This is a genomic window from Candidatus Kinetoplastibacterium desouzaii TCC079E (assembly GCF_000340795.1).
GTDB classification, from domain to species: Bacteria; Pseudomonadota; Gammaproteobacteria; order Burkholderiales; family Burkholderiaceae_B; genus Kinetoplastidibacterium; species Kinetoplastidibacterium desouzai.
In genome coordinates this window covers 667,955-683,412 of record NC_020294.1, presented here as the reverse complement: position 1 = coordinate 683,412, position 15,458 = coordinate 667,955, and the positions used below count along the sequence as shown (strand labels likewise).

The following is a 15,458-nucleotide window of genomic DNA, read 5'->3' as shown; positions in this document are numbered from 1 at the left end:
ATGCTAAAATTGAACGGCTGTACAGATGATTTTTGGATGGGTCAAGCTTTAGATTTAGCGCGTGACTCAGTATGTTGTGCCCCAAATCCAAGTGTGGGATGCATAATAGTAAAAGATACCTATTGTATAGGTAGAGGTTCTACTGAATCTTATGGTGGAAATCACGCAGAAGTTGTAGCGATAAAAGATGCGTTAAGTAAAGGTTATGTTTTAGCAGGTTCTACTATATATGTAACATTAGAGCCTTGTTGTCATTATGGGAAAACACCACCTTGTCTTAAATCTATACTCGATATCCAGCCATTAAGAGTAGTAATAGCTGTTTTAGATCCCAACCCTATTGTTAGTGGGAAAAGTGTTAATCAATTAAGATTGTCAGGAATAATAGTTGATGTTGGTGTCTGTAGAGATGAGGCATTATGGTTAAATATTGGCTTCTTTTCTAGAATGTTAATATCTCGTTCATGGGTTAGAACAAAGATTGCTTCATCATTAGATGGTAAAAGTTCTTTATATAATAAACAATCTAAATGGATAACATGTAATAACTCACGTAAGGATGGTCATTATTGGCGAGCACGTAGTGGAGCTATTTTGACAGGAATAGGAACAGTTATACATGACAATCCTTCTTTAACAGTAAGATATTTTCCTACTAGTAAACAGCCTATTAAGGCCATTGTAGATGATAATTTTGTTATTGATCCTAATTCAAATATTTTTGATGGATCTAGGGTTGTTATTTTTACTGCTATTTCCAACAAAGAAAAAGAGAATATTATATCTGATAAGAATGGAGAGGTTGTTTTAATAGATAGTTTAAATAGACCTGATAATTTAATGGATTTAAATATTGTTATGAGCTGGTTTCATCAAAATAATATTAATGAGATTCATGTGGAAGCTGGTCCTGGATTAAATGGCAGATTGTTAATTACTCATGCTATAGATGAGTTTCTAATTTATGTTGCTCCAATCTTAATTGGTGATGCTAATTCCATAGTTAAATTACCAATTATAGATAACTTGAAAGAATCGTTTTCTTTTTCGATTCTTGAGTCTCTAATTATAGATAAAGATATTAGGTTAAGATTATATACAGATAGTAGTTGGGATAAAATTAAGGCAAGTTTTATTTAAATGTTTTGCTTTTATAGTAGGTTTTAAAGATGTTTACAGGCATAGTTGAAGATATAGGTTTTATATCAAAAATAGACAATTTTTCTAATATGGAAAGAAGTGAAGTAAATCTTTCTGATCTCAAATTATTTATACAGGTTAGTAATTTAGATATTAGTAGTATTGTTGTTGGCGAGTCTATAGCTATTCAAGGAGCTTGCATGACCGTATCTCAGATAGAGTATAATGGTTTTTATGTCAATGTTTCTCAAGAAAGTTTGAAATGTACAGTAGGATTATCTTCTAAAGGTGAAGTCAATCTTGAACGATCCCTAAAAATAGGAGATAGATTGGGAGGTCATTTTGTTTATGGTCATGTAGATTGTATAGGTCAAGTATATGATTATAAACCATGTTCTGAGTCCAAAGAATTGATAATAGATATACCTGTAAATTTTTCTAGATTTTTATGTTATAAAGGATCAATAACAATTAACGGAGTTAGTTTAACTATTAATAATGTAATCGATATTGATATTTATTCCAGAATTAGCATTAATGTTATACCATATACTCAGATGTCTACAACATTACATAATTTAAAGAAAAATGATTTTGTGAATATTGAAGTTGATTCTATTTCTCGTTATATTGATAGAATTATGAGTGTTAATTTAAATTTAAATAAATAAAATTTAATAATTGTGTTATAATTTCAAATTATTTTAATATTTAGGACAGATGGCCGAGTGGTTTAAGGCGCACGCCTGGAAAGCGTGTATACGTTTATAGCGTATCGGGGGTTCGAATCCCCCTCTGTCCGCCATATCAAAATTTGTTATCATACTATAAAGTTACCAAGTTGGGTTTCCCAAAGTTTTTTATATAAACCTTTTTTGGCAATCAACTCTACATGTGTTCCAATATCAATAATACGCCCTTTATCCATTATAACTAACCTGTCCATTTTAATTATAGTAGATAATCTATGAGCAATGGTTATAACTGTTTTACCTTCCATCATATTTTCCAGATTTTTTTGTATAATATTCTCTGTTTCAGAATCCAGGGCAGAAGTTGCTTCATCTAGTAACAATATTGGTGCATTTTTTAATAATGCTCTTGCTATAGCAATTCTTTGTCTTTGTCCTCCGGAAAGTTTAATTCCTCTTTCACCAACATAAGCATTAAGACCATTAAATCCATTGGAATCTGTTATTTTATGAATAAATTCTAGTTTTGTTTTTTGTATTACATCTTGTATTTGGGTCTCTGTTGCATTTGGAGCTCCACAAATTAAATTGTCTCTTATTGATCTATGTAATAAAGAAACTTCTTGAGTGACTACACTTATTTGAGATCTTAAACTATCCTGTGTAACTTGTGATATATCTTGATTGTCTATATATATATTACCTTTTTTTAAATCATATAGTCTAAGTAATATATGTATTAATGTTGATTTACCAGCACCTGATGTTCCAACTATACCTATTTTTTCTTTTGGGGAAATATATAAATTTAAATCTGAAATAATAGTAGGTTTATCGTCATCATATTTAAATGATACTGAATCAAATTTTATAGAACCATTAGTTATTTTTAACTTATTTAATGGGTCATTATCTTCAACTTGTATTGGTTTAGAAATTGTTTCAATACTGTCTTGTACTATTCCTATGTTTTCAAAAATGCTTTTTATAACCCACATAAGCCAACTAGACATATTGTTTATTCTTATAGCCAAGCTTATGGCCAAGCTTATTGCTCCAAGAGAGATTGTGTTTTTACTCCATAACCATAGAGATATTGCTGCTATGGAAACGATTAATAGGCCGTTAATCGTTGTTAATGCAGCATCCATTTCAGTAATTAATCGTAATGCTAACTGATGCTTTTTTATTTGTTCAGTCATGGTTTTTTTAGCATATTCTTCCTCTTGTTTAGAATGTGAAAACAATTTAATTGTTATAATATTGGAGTAAGTATCTACTATTAATCCCATTAGTTTGGATCTTGCTTCAGATGAGATAGTAGATCGTTTTTGTATTAATGGGATATAGTGTTTTAGGAAGAATACATACATAACTATCCACATAAACAATGGACATATTAAGTACCAATCAGTTTTTAGGAAAATAAATATTGCACTACAAGTATAAACGACAACATGCCATACTGCCTCTATGGCTTGTATAGCTGAATCTCTTAGTGCTCCTCCTGTTTGTATTATCCTATTTGAAATTCTGCCTGAAAAATCATTATAGAAAAAGTTTATGCTTTGTTTAAGGACGTGTTTGTGATTTTGCCATCTTATTAAAGCAGCCATATTAGATGTTATAGTTTGTTGAATTAACAAATCATGTAACCCAAATATGATTGGACGGAAAATTAATATTACTAATAACATAAGTATCAATTTCTTATAATGAATAGTAAATATTTTTTCTGGTGGTGTTGATTGTGCTAAATCTATAATATCTGCAACATATTTAAACAATGCTATTTCTGCAAAAGATACTCCTAATCCTATTATTAATAAAATGATTAATATGTTTTTTATCTGTTTCAAATAGTGATAAAAAAATAAATGCACTTTATTTGGAGGGGTGATGTCTGGTGATTTTTTGAATGGGTTTATCAAATGTTCAAAATAAGAAAAAATAGAACATGATTTTTCATCAGACATAGATCTTTTCCCTAAAAGGTTATAAATATTTTTTATAGGATAAAAATGTTTATTTTGACAATAAAGTATTTTTGCAAATTTATATAATGGTATTTTTTTAAGAAATACCTACTACATTAGAAAATCCAGCATCTACATTTAGTATCTCTCCTGTTATACCAGAAGATAGATCTGATAATAAGAATACTGCAGCGTTACCTACATCTGTAATAGTAACATTACGTTTTAGTGGGGCATTATTTTCTACATGTTTTAGTATTTTTGAAAAATCTTTTATTCCACTAGCAGCTAAAGTTTTTATAGGGCCAGACGATATTACATTAGCTCTTATTCCTTGAGAACCAAGGTCATTAGCTATGTATTTAATACTTGATTCTAATGATGCTTTTGCAAGGCCCATCATATTATAGTTGGGGACATATCTTGTGGAACCAATATAACTTAATGTTACAATAGAGGTTTTACTATGCATTAGTGGCAATAAGGCCTTTACCAAGGCAGGTAAGCTATAAGATGATACTTCATGTGCAATACGGAAATTCTCTCTATTCATTCCATCTAGGAATTTATCAGAAATAGCATCTTTATTAGCAAAAGCTATTGAGTGGACAAAACCATCTATATTATGCCAATAGTTTGATATTTCATTTTTTAGATTTTCTATAGAATCATCGCTATTAACATCGCATTTCAAGCATATATTGCAGTTTAGTTCTTCTGATAGTTCTAGAACTCTATCTTTCAACTTCTCATTTGCATATGTTAAGGCTAGAATAGCTCCTTGTTCTTTGCATGATTTAGCAATGCCAAAAGCAATAGAACGGTTCGAAATCACCCCTGTGATTAGAATTTTTTTATTTTTAAGAAGTGTCATTCTTATTCTCCATTAATTATTGAATAGATGGTATTTTTATTTTTTTTCCATGTTTAATAGTATTATTCTTTAGATTATTCATAGAACGTATTTCTGATACAGTAGTATTATGATCTTTAGCTATTTTAGATAATGTATCGCCAGGAAGTATAATATAATCTTTAGCTTTGTTTAATGGTATTAACAATAATTGTCCAGAGGCTATTTTCTGTGTATCTCTAATATCATTGTTTCTTTTTAAGGTTTTTTCTGAGATGCCGAATCTTCTAGCAATAGATGTAAATGCTTCACCATTTTTAGATTTATATACTCTCCAATTACTTAGATTTTTGTCAAATGATTTTAAATTTGTATGAAATTTATCAATATTTTTTGTTGGTAGGATTATGCTTTGTGAGTGATGAGAGCAGATAATTGGTCTATTATAAGATGGATTTAGTGCTTTAAACTCTTCGAGTGATATACCTGCTAATTTAGCGGCTATATCCATATCTATATCTTTATTTTTTTTTACCGCTTGGAAATATGGTTTATTTTCTATTTTTGGTAATTCAATAGAATATTTATTAGGATTTTTAATAATATTTTTTATGGCTTGTAGTTTCGGAATATAATTTAACGTTTCTTTAGGAAGTTGTAGGTGGATATAATCTGTAGGCATATTAGCTTTTTTATTTCTTTCTATTGCTTTTTGTACAACTGATTCTCCACAATTGTATGAAGCTAAGGCAAGATGCCAATCTCCTTGTCTTTTATATAGTTTTTCTAAATAATCTAGTGCTGCATAAGTTGATATAATAGGATCTCTTCTCTCATCTAACCACCAGTCTTGTTTTAAATTGAAATGCTTTGCTGTTCTTGGTACAAATTGCCAAAGTCCTGAAGCTTTATTTTTTGATATTGCTGCAGGATTATAAGCACTTTCAATAAATGGGATCAGAGCAAGTTCTGTTGGTAAAGATCTAAGATTAATTTCGTTTACAACGAAATATAGATATTTAGTAGACCTTTCAGCTATGCGTTTTATAGATTCAGGATGCTCTTTGTAATATTGAGTCCATTTTTTTGATAGATGAGTGTCTATATTTGGAATATTGAATCCTTTTCTAATTATATGCCATGTATCATTTGTATGGTTAGATTTATTAGTTTTAATGATGTTTTTTAATGTGCTTATTTGAGGGCGAGCAAGTACTGTGCAGCCAGTTATTAGAACACAAATGAATAACAAACAAACTTTTATATGTAATATTAAAAAATTTTTAATGTGCATTTTTCCATTTTCTTAATTCTATAAAAACATCTAGTTCTGATTTTAATCTTACCTTAGCATGTGCAGAAGTTGAATTAATAATTTCCATGCAATTAGTTCTTAGAAATGGATTAATAGATAGTTCTTTGTTTATTGATGAAGGTAATGTTGGATATTCATATTTTCTAAGTAATTTAGCATGTTTATAGTATTGTTTTATATTAATATTATTATTATCTACAGTCATTGCCCAAACTAAATTGTTTATAGTGTACTCATGTGAGCTAAACACCAATGTATTTAAAGGTAAGTTACTTAGTTTTTTTAAAGATTGAAACATTTGTTTATAAGTACCTTCAAATATACGACCACATCCTCCTGAGAATAGAGTGTCACCACAGAATAGAACTCTATTGCTATTAACAGTTTGACCATAAAAAGAAATATGGTCATTTGTATGGCCAGGTGTATTAATTACTTTTAGATTTATATCAAGTTCTGGTATAAGTATGACATCATCTTCTTTTAGGTATGTATTACATAATGATAAGGGTGTTTTATTTGATGCATATACAGGTATATTATTCAATTCACACAATTTTTCAATTCCGTTAACATGATCGTTATGGTGATGAGTTACTAGGATAGCTAAAAGTGTTAGTGAATGTTTGTTTATAAAATTTAATATTGGTTTGTGATCTCCAGGATCAACAACAACAATTTTATCATTTTTTATAATAGTCCATATATAATTATCATTGAAAGATTTTATGGGTAATATACCATTTTGTTGAAAATATGTATTCACAAAGTTATCTATCAAGATTATTTTTCCTATAATATTTAATTTTAGCAAATATTAATACTATCATCACGAGTGTATTAATTGTAATAGGTTAGAGTAACTCAACATTATAACAATATACTAATAAATCTTTAGTATATTGTTATATTTCATAAGACTTTGGTGATTGTTATATAATTTTGTAATATATCGATAATTTTAATTTTATATTAAATGTTTTTAGGATTAAATGGTAAATACTAATTTTTATGTAGAGCTCTGGACAGACGGGGCGTGTAAGGGTAATCCTGGTATAGGAGGGTGGGGAGTATTTCTGAGATGGCCTGATGGTAGCGAAGATAAATTTTATGGAGGAGAGAATAATACGACTAATAATCGTATGGAATTGTTAGCAGTTATTAACGCCTTAAAATCAATAAATTATTATGAGTATAATAATGTGAAATTGTATACTGATTCTCAGTATGTGATGAATGGTATTACAAAATGGATTGATAATTGGAAAAAACGTGGTTGGCGAACTTCTAGTGGAGGTATGGTTAAAAATAAAGATTTATGGGAAATTTTACATGCTCTTGTTAATTTTTATAATATTAGTTGGAATTGGATAAAGGGGCATTCATCAAACTATGGTAATAATATTGCTGATGAGTTAGCTAATCTTGGTGTGGAAAGTGTAAGATCTAAAGATGTTTAGTTTTCAATTAATTAGAGAAATTATTTATGAGACAGGTTGTATTTGATCTTGAAACTACTGGATTGGATGTATCAAAAGGACATCGTATTATAGAGATAGGGTGTGTTGAATTAAGTAATCGTAGTATTACTGGAGTGGACTTACATTTATATGTCAATCCTGATAGAGAAATAGATCCTGGGGCATTAGCTATTCATGGTTTGACTAATGATTTTTTGTCTGACAAACCAAAATTCAGAGATATAGTGGATAAGTTTCTAGCTTTTATTAAAGGAGCAGAGATTATAGCTCATAATGCGTCCTTTGATGTTAAATTTCTGAATTATGAGTTGGGCAAGTTAAATTTAGGCAATTTAGATCAGTATTGCGATAAAATTATTGATTCATTGTCTCTTGCTAGAGAATTACGTCCAGGTAAACGTAATTCTCTAGATGCTCTATGTGATTACTACGGAGTATCAAATTTAGAACGAAAATTTCATGGTGCTTTATTGGATTCGAAACTGTTATCACATGTCTGGTTGGCTATGACTAGAGGACAAGAAGAATTTACTATTGTTGAAAATAATTATAAGAAAAAGACTCATTCTAATAAATTAGTAAAAGATTCACATCATTATCATTGTCCTATAATAAAAGCAACAAAAGATGAGATAAATGATCATCATCAGTATTTATTAGACATGAAGAAAAATACTTCAGAGCCAATTTTATGGCATTTATTGGAAGAAGATTAGATCATTGACAATACTTTGTTTTTGTTATCAGAAGTATTTGTAAATGATCTAATAAATTCAATTGCTAATGTCCATATTATTCAGTGGTTGTTTTTGTATTTTCCTAGGTAACACAGCTCTAGGTAGAGCTGTATGAGCTATTTTTCTTAATGCTTCATCTGCTCCTGTATGTATAGGTACTGTAAGGCAAATTTTTGATGTTGTGACAGAAACTTGAGCTCCTTGTGCAGATCCTGCAGCTAAAAGATATTGACCAGCATTGTAAATTGCATTAGCAATATTTTCAGCTTCTGCTTTAGTAAGTTCTGATGTTGTTAACATTAAAGCTGCTGTTCCTACAGTTGGAATTTTTTTATTTTGATTTGAGTAAGTCCCTCCTGCTATGTTTAAAGATAGTAAGGATGGATTATTTTGTATCAATTTTTTTACAGATAAAGGTTCTAAAGGAAGAATCCTAAGGTTAGATTGAGACATGGCAGCCCTCAATGGACTGGCTGGTACTCCTATTATTTGTGTTACAGCATCTATTTCTTCTTTGTCAAGTTGTTGTAGAGATGCTGTAAATATAGAATCAATTACTTTATAGTCCTTATGGGCACGTAAACCATGAGCTGCTAATATTTGCTCCATAGTAGCTCTTCCTCCGGAGCCAGCTGGGCCAAGGGAGATTTTTTTACCTCTAAGGTCAGCTACTTTCTTAATATCAGATTCTTGTCTAACAATAATATGTGCCAATTCTGGATAAAGACTTCCCAACGTTCTCAGTTCTGTAAATGGTCCATAACCTTCAAATGGTCCTGTCCCATTATATGCCATTAATGCTATATTAGCAGGTGCTAACCCTATAGTTGCATTACCACTTCTTAGTAAATCTATGTTTTCAGTACTTCCACTTGTTACCAAAGGTATCATTTTTACTTGTTGCCTTTGTGTGACATCTGCTAAAGATTGTGCAAATACCAAATATTCTCCTTTATTAGGGCCTCCAGCAAATGGATATCCATCTTGGAGTCTAGCTAACCTACCATTTATCCTTGTTACTGAACGTTCTAGTTCCTGTTGAACAACTTTTTGTGCTGTTTTGGATGAGGTATATGGTATTGATGTAGTTATTGTATTTAAAGTACTTAAAAGTCTTTCTGTAGCAGGTTTATGTATTCCTAGAAACATTGCATCTTCTGATGAATATCCGGCTGAAGATACTCTTTCCCAATTATTGCCAGATTTACGATATATAGCACTTGCATGTGCTGTAATCTTATCACCAGATTTATTACCACTGGAATTTACTCCAATGATGCTACGAGGCCCAGCTCCCATTAAAGTAACTAAGGCTGCCGCTCCAGGTTGATCCCATGCTCCTAGATCTATATTTTTATTTGTCTCTAATATGACATCGTAATAAACCACTCTTCTATTTTCATTAGATGGGGCAGTACTATCTATAGCACTACCCATTCTATTGAGTTTTACCACTTTAAACACATTTGAGCCAAATGTATCTTTAAGTTTTTTTTCTAAAGCTAGACTTAATTCCTCTGAGTTAGGTTTTCTTTCGCAAGCAGCAAGAAAAAAACACATTAGTATTAATATTATTCGTTTTATTAGTTCCATTATACTCCCCCTACGAAAGGTAGAGATATTAGGGTGGTTAGAATGATTACATTAATAATATCTACTAAGAAAGCACCCGTTAATGGTATAACAATAAAGGATTGTGGAGCACTACCATGCCTTCCAGTAATTGCTTGCATATTAGCTATTGCAGTAGCAGTTGTTCCTAAACCTATTCCACAAAATGCCCCTGACATAACAGCTGCCTCATAATCTTTTTCTAAAGCTTTAAAAACAACTAAGCAGCAATACAAAGCGCATACTACTGATTGAATTACTAATATGAAAGCTAAAGGACCAGCTAATCTTGCTGCGCTAGCTAAATCTAGGGTCATCATTGTTAAACCCAAAAATAGAGATAACATAACTGTTCCTAATATGTCAGTTGCCCTATCATTTAATTTAAGGCCTACAATTGGTCCTAGATTTCTTAGAATAATACCTAGAGCTAGACACCATAAAAAGTTAGGTAAACTAACAGATGCGCTGCCAACAAGTTTGGAAAGATAAGTTCCCCCGACTAATGTAATTAAAGCAACGCATAATGATGTTATAAATTCAGCTGGTGTAATTTGTTGATTAATATTATTATTTGATCCTACTTCTCCATCAGTTTTTGTTCTTTCACCTTTTTGTACTGGTGTTATTATTTTATGATGTTTTATCAACCATTCAGATACAGGTCCTCCTAACACACCACCAAATACTAACCCTATAGTTGCAGATGTCATTGCTAATGCTGTGATGTTTTGAATATTATTTATGTCTGCAAATCTAGCAGCATAAGCAGCTCCTGTACCATGCCCACCAACTAATGTTATTGTTCCTCCTATTAATCCCATTAAAGGATGCATATCTAATAAACTAGCCAACGCCAATCCAACAATGTTTTGTAATATTAGAAATGGAACTAATACAATTAGTAAGGCTATTAACTTAGAGCCACCTGTTGTTAATAGTTTTAAATTGGCAGTTAAACCTACGCATCCAAAGAACATTAATAAAAATGTTGGTTTAGTAGCAGTGTCAAGATATATTTGTATCCCACCCCATGCAGATAAAGCATGGGTTAGTGCAGCAAAAACAAGTCCTCCAACAATAGGATCAGGAACGCTATACTTAGCTAAAATCCTAATGTTGCTTGTTAAATAGCGCCCACCAAGCAAAACAAGACAGCAGGCAAGTAGTGATTGTGTTAACGAAAGCGAAATCATGTGAGCCTTTATTATCTTATGGCATATTTAAAAAAGTAGAAAATCTCATTGGAGATAAGCATTTTTTGCCATTAAAAATGAAAGTGATAAACAAGTTCAACATTTTGATAAAAATATTATTTTTCATATAGTATTATCTCTTTTTGCCTTGGTTTTGATATTTTTAAACTTTTTTAACAAATAAGTAAATATCCATACAGTAAACTATAACTTCACACTATTAAATTTTACTTAGATACTTATTAGTTAATTATATGTTTTATTGTTTTATCCCTATGTTTTATTTAATCTAAGATTTTAAATCTTATAAGATTAAATCCTAGATAGTAAAAATTATATTGATTAGTTTATATTATTTACTTATAAAGTAAATAAATGTATACGATATAGCTAATATGAGTAACAAGAATTATATTTGAGTTATTTTATTTAAGTAATAATATAATAGCAAATATTATTAAATATCTTATTGTTAGTTATTATTGACAATTTATTGTAGATTTTCCAAAAGTTAGTTTAGATAAAAGAAATTATTTTTAAGATATTAGTTTGGTATATTCTAAGCTTTCTTTAGTATAAAAGAATGTACTTTTTCATTAAATGTTTTTGGATTCCCTATATTCATTCCATGAGAAGATCTATGGATAGTTACTCTTTCATTTTTTGGTAAAAAATGTTGTAATTTGTCCAGTATTTTGGGGTATGGATCAGGGCTTATAGCTCCTCCAATTAATAGTGAGGGCATGAACATATTTGAGATCTTTTCTTTGCTAAATAGTAATATTTCTTCTTTTGATTGCCCAAGTAATGTATCCGCATTGTCATAAACCATATTCTTAAACCAACTAACCATTTTCTCCCAAGTTTGATTTCCACTAACTTTATTGATAAATAATTCTAAACCTTCTTCTAGTTTATTATTTGCTATTAATTCAGCAGCTATAATACGGAACTCATCTCTATTATTAGAAGGATAATTATCAATAATAAAACCTCCAGGATCAGCTAATATAAGGCTTTTTATCATACAAGGTTTATTTATAGCAACTTTTAAAGAAACTGCTCCCCCTCTTGAATGACCCAATAAATGAACAGGAGATTTTATAAGATGTTCGATAAATAATACTACGTCATCAGAATGTTGTTTTATTGAAAAAGAACCATTGTTAAGATTAAAATTATTTGGCCAATAGTGTCTTAAACTTAGAGCGTATACTGAGAAGTATTGACTTAAAAAGTCAATTTGTTTTTTCCAATATCTTATGTCACATAAAGATCCGTGTATTAATAATAGAGGCTGTCCTGTACCTTTTTGTGTATAGTAAAAGCAATAGTTATTAATTTTTAATTCTTTAATCATATTATTTAACACTTAACAATTTTCATTTTAGCATTCTTATCTTTTGTTTTGCTTTTATGGCAAACTCTGAATGTTTATAGTTTTTTGTAATTGATTGTAAGGTTTCTATTGCCTCTAATCTATTGTTCATAGCTATTTGATTATCTGCAATAATTAAAAGTGCTTCTGGAATTTTTTCAGTATTTATGTTTTCTATGAATTTAGAGAGTATTTCTATAGATTCTTGAAAATTATCTGTTTTATATTTGCATATTCCATAATAAAAATTCACATTACTAATAAAATTAATATTTCTAGATTTTTCTAAAATCATAGAAAAATATTCAGCGGCTTCATTATATTTTTGATTTCTAAATAATCCTAATGCTTCTGCGTATTTCTGTTCTAGATTATCAAGGTTTTTTTTTTCTAAAAAATTATTTGTAGAGTTAGAATTAATGTTCCAGTTTTTATGATCATTTGAAATGTAATCAATTTTATCTAGTAGTTTTGATACTTCTTCTTCTAGAAAAGTAATTCTATTAGATAGTTCAAGATTTATTTTTTTTATATTTTCAATTTGCTCTTGCGTGATATTGTTTTTAGCAAATACGTTGTATGACATCATTAATAATATGACAGAAATAATATGTATTAATTTCATTTTCTATGGTAGTAAAGTTTTTTGATTATGTTCTACTGCATATAATATCTACTCGACGATTTTTTGCCAATTCATTTTTGTCTTGTATTAAATCGTTATAAATAGGTTTTTCTTTCCCCAAACTAATAATTTCAATTTGTTCCTCATTTGCTCCAAGAATTTTTATTATTCTATAGATAACATTCGCTCTACGCTGTCCTAGTGCTATATTATATTCTGAAGATCCTTTGTCGTCAGTATTCCCTATTATCCTAACTTTTAAGTGACTGTTATTTGCAATAAACATTGCAAATTCTTCTATTCTTTTTATATATATATCAGGCACATTATAACTATTAGCCTCAAAAAAAACAGAAAGTGTTTTAGTTTCTTTATTAGTATTTTTTTTAAATAGAGTTTTTTCTATATCGAGAGAACATGATGATATTATTGACGTTAAACATAAAAGCATTATGGGTAGCAATTTATTATATTTGCATAAAATAGAAAAAATTCTTAAGTAGGAGAATATTTTATTTTTCATTGATTATTGGGCCCCATGATGGATCAAAAATTTCATAATCTATATTTTCTTTAATATTTTTTGTTTGATGATTTTCTAAAGATATTTGAGACAGTGAGCGAAAATTATTTTTTGATATATGAGAGTATATAATATATTCTCCATTCGGAGATAGGCATGGATTCTGATCATTCTCTCCATGGGTAATCATAGACTCTTCTCCAGAAGATAAATCAATACTACATATTTGGAATTTATTGTTTACATTCTTTACGTATACAATTTTTTTACCATCAGTTGAAAATTTTGGAGAACCATTATATATGCTATTGAAGGTTAATCTTCTAACTTTTTGTCCATATATATCAGTTAAATATATTTGTTGGCTACCACTTCTATCGCTAGTAAAAACTATATATTGACCATCTGGTGAGAATGAAGGTTCTGTATCACAAGCAGATGATTGTATGATTCTTCTAAAATTTTTGTCTTTTAAGTCTAGCATGTATATTTGTGATAAGCCCGTTTTAGTCATTGATAGAGCTATTTTTGTTCCATCTGGTGACCAAGAAGGAGCACTATTGCTACCTTTATGATCAGCTAATATTATTCTTTGTGTATTAAACAAATCATGTATGTAAATAATTGGTCTGCCTGATTCAAAACTCACATAAGCGATTTTGGTTCCGTCTGGTGACCATTGTGGAGATATGATTGGCTCAGAAGATCTTAAGGCTGTTTGTGAATTCTGCCCATTATAGTCAGATATTTGTAGTTCAAAAATATCATTTTTTTTAGCTATGTAGGCTAGTTTAGTGCTAAATATGCCACGTTTGCCAGTAATAGTGTGATATATCCTATCTGAAATAAGATGAGATATAACCATCATGTCTTCTAGAGACCCAGAGAAGGAGACATTATCTAATTTAACATTTGGAGATGTTTCTTCAAGAGAGAATTCTATTTCATACAAATCATTTTCTTGATAGTTTACTTTAATAAGAGCTAAATGGTTATTCTTGTTAGCTCTAGTTATAAAATTATAAATACTCTTGTTTTTATTGACATTTTTTACGCTATTTACATTAAATTTATCGCTAGTTAGCAAGTCTTCTTTTATCGATTTAACAATTTTTTCTCCTTCAGTAGTGTTATTATCAATTTCACAAATTGTTAGTTCATATTTTTGCAAAGTCATGGCTGTAGCATTTGGTATGAATATTGCGATATCTGGTTTTATAATAGAAAAGGATATAAGTGTAATTAATATTAATGTTAATATTATATTTTTCCATGTTGAATTATTGATTTGATTTTTATTCTTCATATATTTTATAAATAATGTGAATTTTATAAGATTGATTAATTTTATTTAATTTTGGGAAGCTTTCACATCTTAGAATACCAATTTCAATAGCTTTGTCTAAGCAATGATTTTTAGATGACTTCAATAAAGATAGACTATCGATTTCACCTTTTTCATTTATACTTGCTAAGAATTCTACTGTTGGGCTGCTTTCTAATTGTTGGCGTGGTAATTTTGGGTATACAATACCAGGTAGAATGCATTGTTTTAAAAAAATTTTATCACTTTCGCTGAAAATGAAATTTCTATTGGGTTTTACTATTATACTTTTTGTGATATTAAAACTATTTTGATGATTGTTTTCTTGGTTTTTTATATCATAATTTTCTATTCTTAGCATTTTAAATGCTAAGAATAGAATGTAAAAATATAAAAGCATTATCAATATTAATTTTTTGCTATATTTTATAACTTTGTTGTTTTTGTCAGATTGTGATAAAAAACCAATCATGTTTTATTATTTCCTTTCGTTGTATAGAAAAGTGTTTCTTATAAACAGTTTATTTTGATTTGAATTTTTCATTTTTTATAATCCATGTGTTTTAGGTATTTTTTTACCTTTATATTCCAGTATAGAAGAGCAAAT

15 protein-coding genes and 1 tRNA gene are annotated in these 15,458 nt (G+C 29.3%); 5 read left to right on the top strand and 11 right to left on the bottom strand.

Annotated elements, in window-relative coordinates; all coding sequences use genetic code 11:
- From ribD to CDSE_RS03155, 3 genes are all read left to right on the top strand, one after another.
- Complete coding sequence (gene ribD / locus CDSE_RS03165; RefSeq protein WP_041186227.1) at positions 1 to 1,140, top strand: bifunctional diaminohydroxyphosphoribosylaminopyrimidine deaminase/5-amino-6-(5-phosphoribosylamino)uracil reductase RibD; 1,140 nt, start codon at positions 1 to 3, stop codon at positions 1,138 to 1,140.
- Between the two features lie 29 nt (positions 1,141 to 1,169).
- The gene (locus CDSE_RS03160; RefSeq protein WP_015396559.1) at positions 1,170 to 1,811 is read left to right on the top strand and encodes a riboflavin synthase; all 642 of its coding nucleotides are present in this window, start codon (positions 1,170 to 1,172) and stop codon (positions 1,809 to 1,811) included.
- Between the two features lie 43 nt (positions 1,812 to 1,854).
- Positions 1,855 to 1,945 (top strand) — tRNA-Ser (locus tag CDSE_RS03155).
- A 15-nt stretch (positions 1,946 to 1,960) separates the two neighbouring features.
- On the opposite strand, the gene CDSE_RS03150 is transcribed toward CDSE_RS03155, so the two are convergent.
- The 4 genes from CDSE_RS03150 to gloB all read right to left on the bottom strand — a co-directional run bounded on the left by CDSE_RS03150 (position 1,961) and on the right by gloB (position 6,742).
- Entirely contained in the window at positions 1,961 to 3,808 is a 1,848-nt protein-coding gene (locus tag CDSE_RS03150) for an ABC transporter ATP-binding protein (protein WP_015396558.1), read from the bottom strand.
- A gap of 97 nt (positions 3,809 to 3,905) precedes the next feature.
- Positions 3,906 to 4,682, bottom strand: a complete 777-nt coding sequence (locus CDSE_RS03145; RefSeq protein WP_015396557.1) for an enoyl-ACP reductase FabI — start codon at positions 4,680 to 4,682, stop codon at positions 3,906 to 3,908.
- Between the two features lie 16 nt (positions 4,683 to 4,698).
- A complete protein-coding gene (locus CDSE_RS03140; RefSeq protein WP_015396556.1) occupies positions 4,699 to 5,955 on the bottom strand; it encodes a transglycosylase SLT domain-containing protein in 1,257 nt (418 codons plus the stop codon).
- Positions 5,945 to 6,742, bottom strand: coding sequence for a hydroxyacylglutathione hydrolase (gloB, locus tag CDSE_RS03135; protein ID WP_041186281.1), 798 nt, complete (start codon positions 6,740 to 6,742; stop codon positions 5,945 to 5,947). The genes CDSE_RS03140 and gloB overlap by 11 nt, the downstream gene beginning before the upstream one ends.
- Before the next feature lie 226 nt (positions 6,743 to 6,968).
- Between gloB and rnhA the strand changes: the two genes are divergently transcribed.
- On the top strand, positions 6,969 to 7,436 hold the full coding sequence (gene rnhA / locus CDSE_RS03130; protein ID WP_015396554.1) for a ribonuclease HI: 468 nt from the start codon (positions 6,969 to 6,971) through the stop codon (positions 7,434 to 7,436).
- A 26-nt stretch (positions 7,437 to 7,462) separates the two neighbouring features.
- A complete protein-coding gene (gene dnaQ, locus CDSE_RS03125) occupies positions 7,463 to 8,173 on the top strand; it encodes a DNA polymerase III subunit epsilon (protein ID WP_015396553.1) in 711 nt (236 codons plus the stop codon).
- A gap of 57 nt (positions 8,174 to 8,230) precedes the next feature.
- Here the strand turns inward: dnaQ and CDSE_RS03120 are convergent, their stop codons facing one another.
- From CDSE_RS03120 to CDSE_RS03090, 7 genes are all read right to left on the bottom strand, one after another.
- Positions 8,231 to 9,787: a TAXI family TRAP transporter solute-binding subunit gene (locus CDSE_RS03120; RefSeq protein WP_015396552.1), complete on the bottom strand. Its 1,557-nt coding sequence runs from the start codon at positions 9,785 to 9,787 to the stop codon at positions 8,231 to 8,233.
- The gene (gene gltS / locus CDSE_RS03115; protein ID WP_015396551.1) at positions 9,787 to 11,001 is read right to left on the bottom strand and encodes a sodium/glutamate symporter; all 1,215 of its coding nucleotides are present in this window, start codon (positions 10,999 to 11,001) and stop codon (positions 9,787 to 9,789) included. Before gltS ends, CDSE_RS03120 begins: the two co-directional genes overlap by 1 nt.
- A gap of 559 nt (positions 11,002 to 11,560) precedes the next feature.
- Complete coding sequence (locus CDSE_RS03110; protein ID WP_015396550.1) at positions 11,561 to 12,361, bottom strand: alpha/beta fold hydrolase; 801 nt, start codon at positions 12,359 to 12,361, stop codon at positions 11,561 to 11,563.
- A 22-nt stretch (positions 12,362 to 12,383) separates the two neighbouring features.
- The gene (locus tag CDSE_RS03105) at positions 12,384 to 13,004 is read right to left on the bottom strand and encodes a tetratricopeptide repeat protein (protein WP_015396549.1); all 621 of its coding nucleotides are present in this window, start codon (positions 13,002 to 13,004) and stop codon (positions 12,384 to 12,386) included.
- A gap of 25 nt (positions 13,005 to 13,029) precedes the next feature.
- Positions 13,030 to 13,527: an OmpA family protein gene (locus CDSE_RS03100; RefSeq protein WP_041186226.1), complete on the bottom strand. Its 498-nt coding sequence runs from the start codon at positions 13,525 to 13,527 to the stop codon at positions 13,030 to 13,032.
- Positions 13,517 to 14,833 carry a Tol-Pal system beta propeller repeat protein TolB gene (gene tolB / locus CDSE_RS03095; RefSeq protein ID WP_015396547.1) on the bottom strand — a complete coding sequence of 439 codons (1,317 nt, stop codon included), beginning with the start codon at positions 14,831 to 14,833 and terminating at the stop codon, positions 13,517 to 13,519. Before tolB ends, CDSE_RS03100 begins: the two co-directional genes overlap by 11 nt.
- On the bottom strand, positions 14,823 to 15,323 hold the full coding sequence (locus tag CDSE_RS03090) for a TonB C-terminal domain-containing protein (RefSeq protein WP_015396546.1): 501 nt from the start codon (positions 15,321 to 15,323) through the stop codon (positions 14,823 to 14,825). Before CDSE_RS03090 ends, tolB begins: the two co-directional genes overlap by 11 nt.
- Between the last annotated feature and the right edge of the window lie 135 nt (positions 15,324 to 15,458).

Bases quoted from the DNA above. Each gene is read 5' to 3' on its own strand.
- CDSE_RS03090 (WP_015396546.1), bottom strand. From the start codon at position 15,323: ATGATTGGTTTTTTATCACAATCTGACAAAAACAACAAAGTTATAAAA.
- CDSE_RS03150 (WP_015396558.1), bottom strand. From the start codon at position 3,808: ATGTCTGATGAAAAATCATGTTCTATTTTTTCTTATTTTGAACATTTG.
- dnaQ (WP_015396553.1), top strand. From the start codon at position 7,463: ATGAGACAGGTTGTATTTGATCTTGAAACTACTGGATTGGATGTATCA.
- CDSE_RS03145 (WP_015396557.1), bottom strand. From the start codon at position 4,682: ATGACACTTCTTAAAAATAAAAAAATTCTAATCACAGGGGTGATTTCG.
- CDSE_RS03105 (WP_015396549.1), bottom strand. From the start codon at position 13,004: ATGAAATTAATACATATTATTTCTGTCATATTATTAATGATGTCATAC.
- CDSE_RS03120 (WP_015396552.1), bottom strand. From the start codon at position 9,787: ATGGAACTAATAAAACGAATAATATTAATACTAATGTGTTTTTTTCTT.
- CDSE_RS03160 (WP_015396559.1), top strand. From the start codon at position 1,170: ATGTTTACAGGCATAGTTGAAGATATAGGTTTTATATCAAAAATAGAC.
- tolB (WP_015396547.1), bottom strand. From the start codon at position 14,833: ATGAAGAATAAAAATCAAATCAATAATTCAACATGGAAAAATATAATA.
- CDSE_RS03140 (WP_015396556.1), bottom strand. From the start codon at position 5,955: ATGCACATTAAAAATTTTTTAATATTACATATAAAAGTTTGTTTGTTA.
- gltS (WP_015396551.1), bottom strand. From the start codon at position 11,001: ATGATTTCGCTTTCGTTAACACAATCACTACTTGCCTGCTGTCTTGTT.
- CDSE_RS03100 (WP_041186226.1), bottom strand. From the start codon at position 13,527: ATGAAAAATAAAATATTCTCCTACTTAAGAATTTTTTCTATTTTATGC.
- rnhA (WP_015396554.1), top strand. From the start codon at position 6,969: ATGGTAAATACTAATTTTTATGTAGAGCTCTGGACAGACGGGGCGTGT.
- CDSE_RS03110 (WP_015396550.1), bottom strand. From the start codon at position 12,361: ATGATTAAAGAATTAAAAATTAATAACTATTGCTTTTACTATACACAA.
- ribD (WP_041186227.1), top strand. From the start codon at position 1: ATGCTAAAATTGAACGGCTGTACAGATGATTTTTGGATGGGTCAAGCT.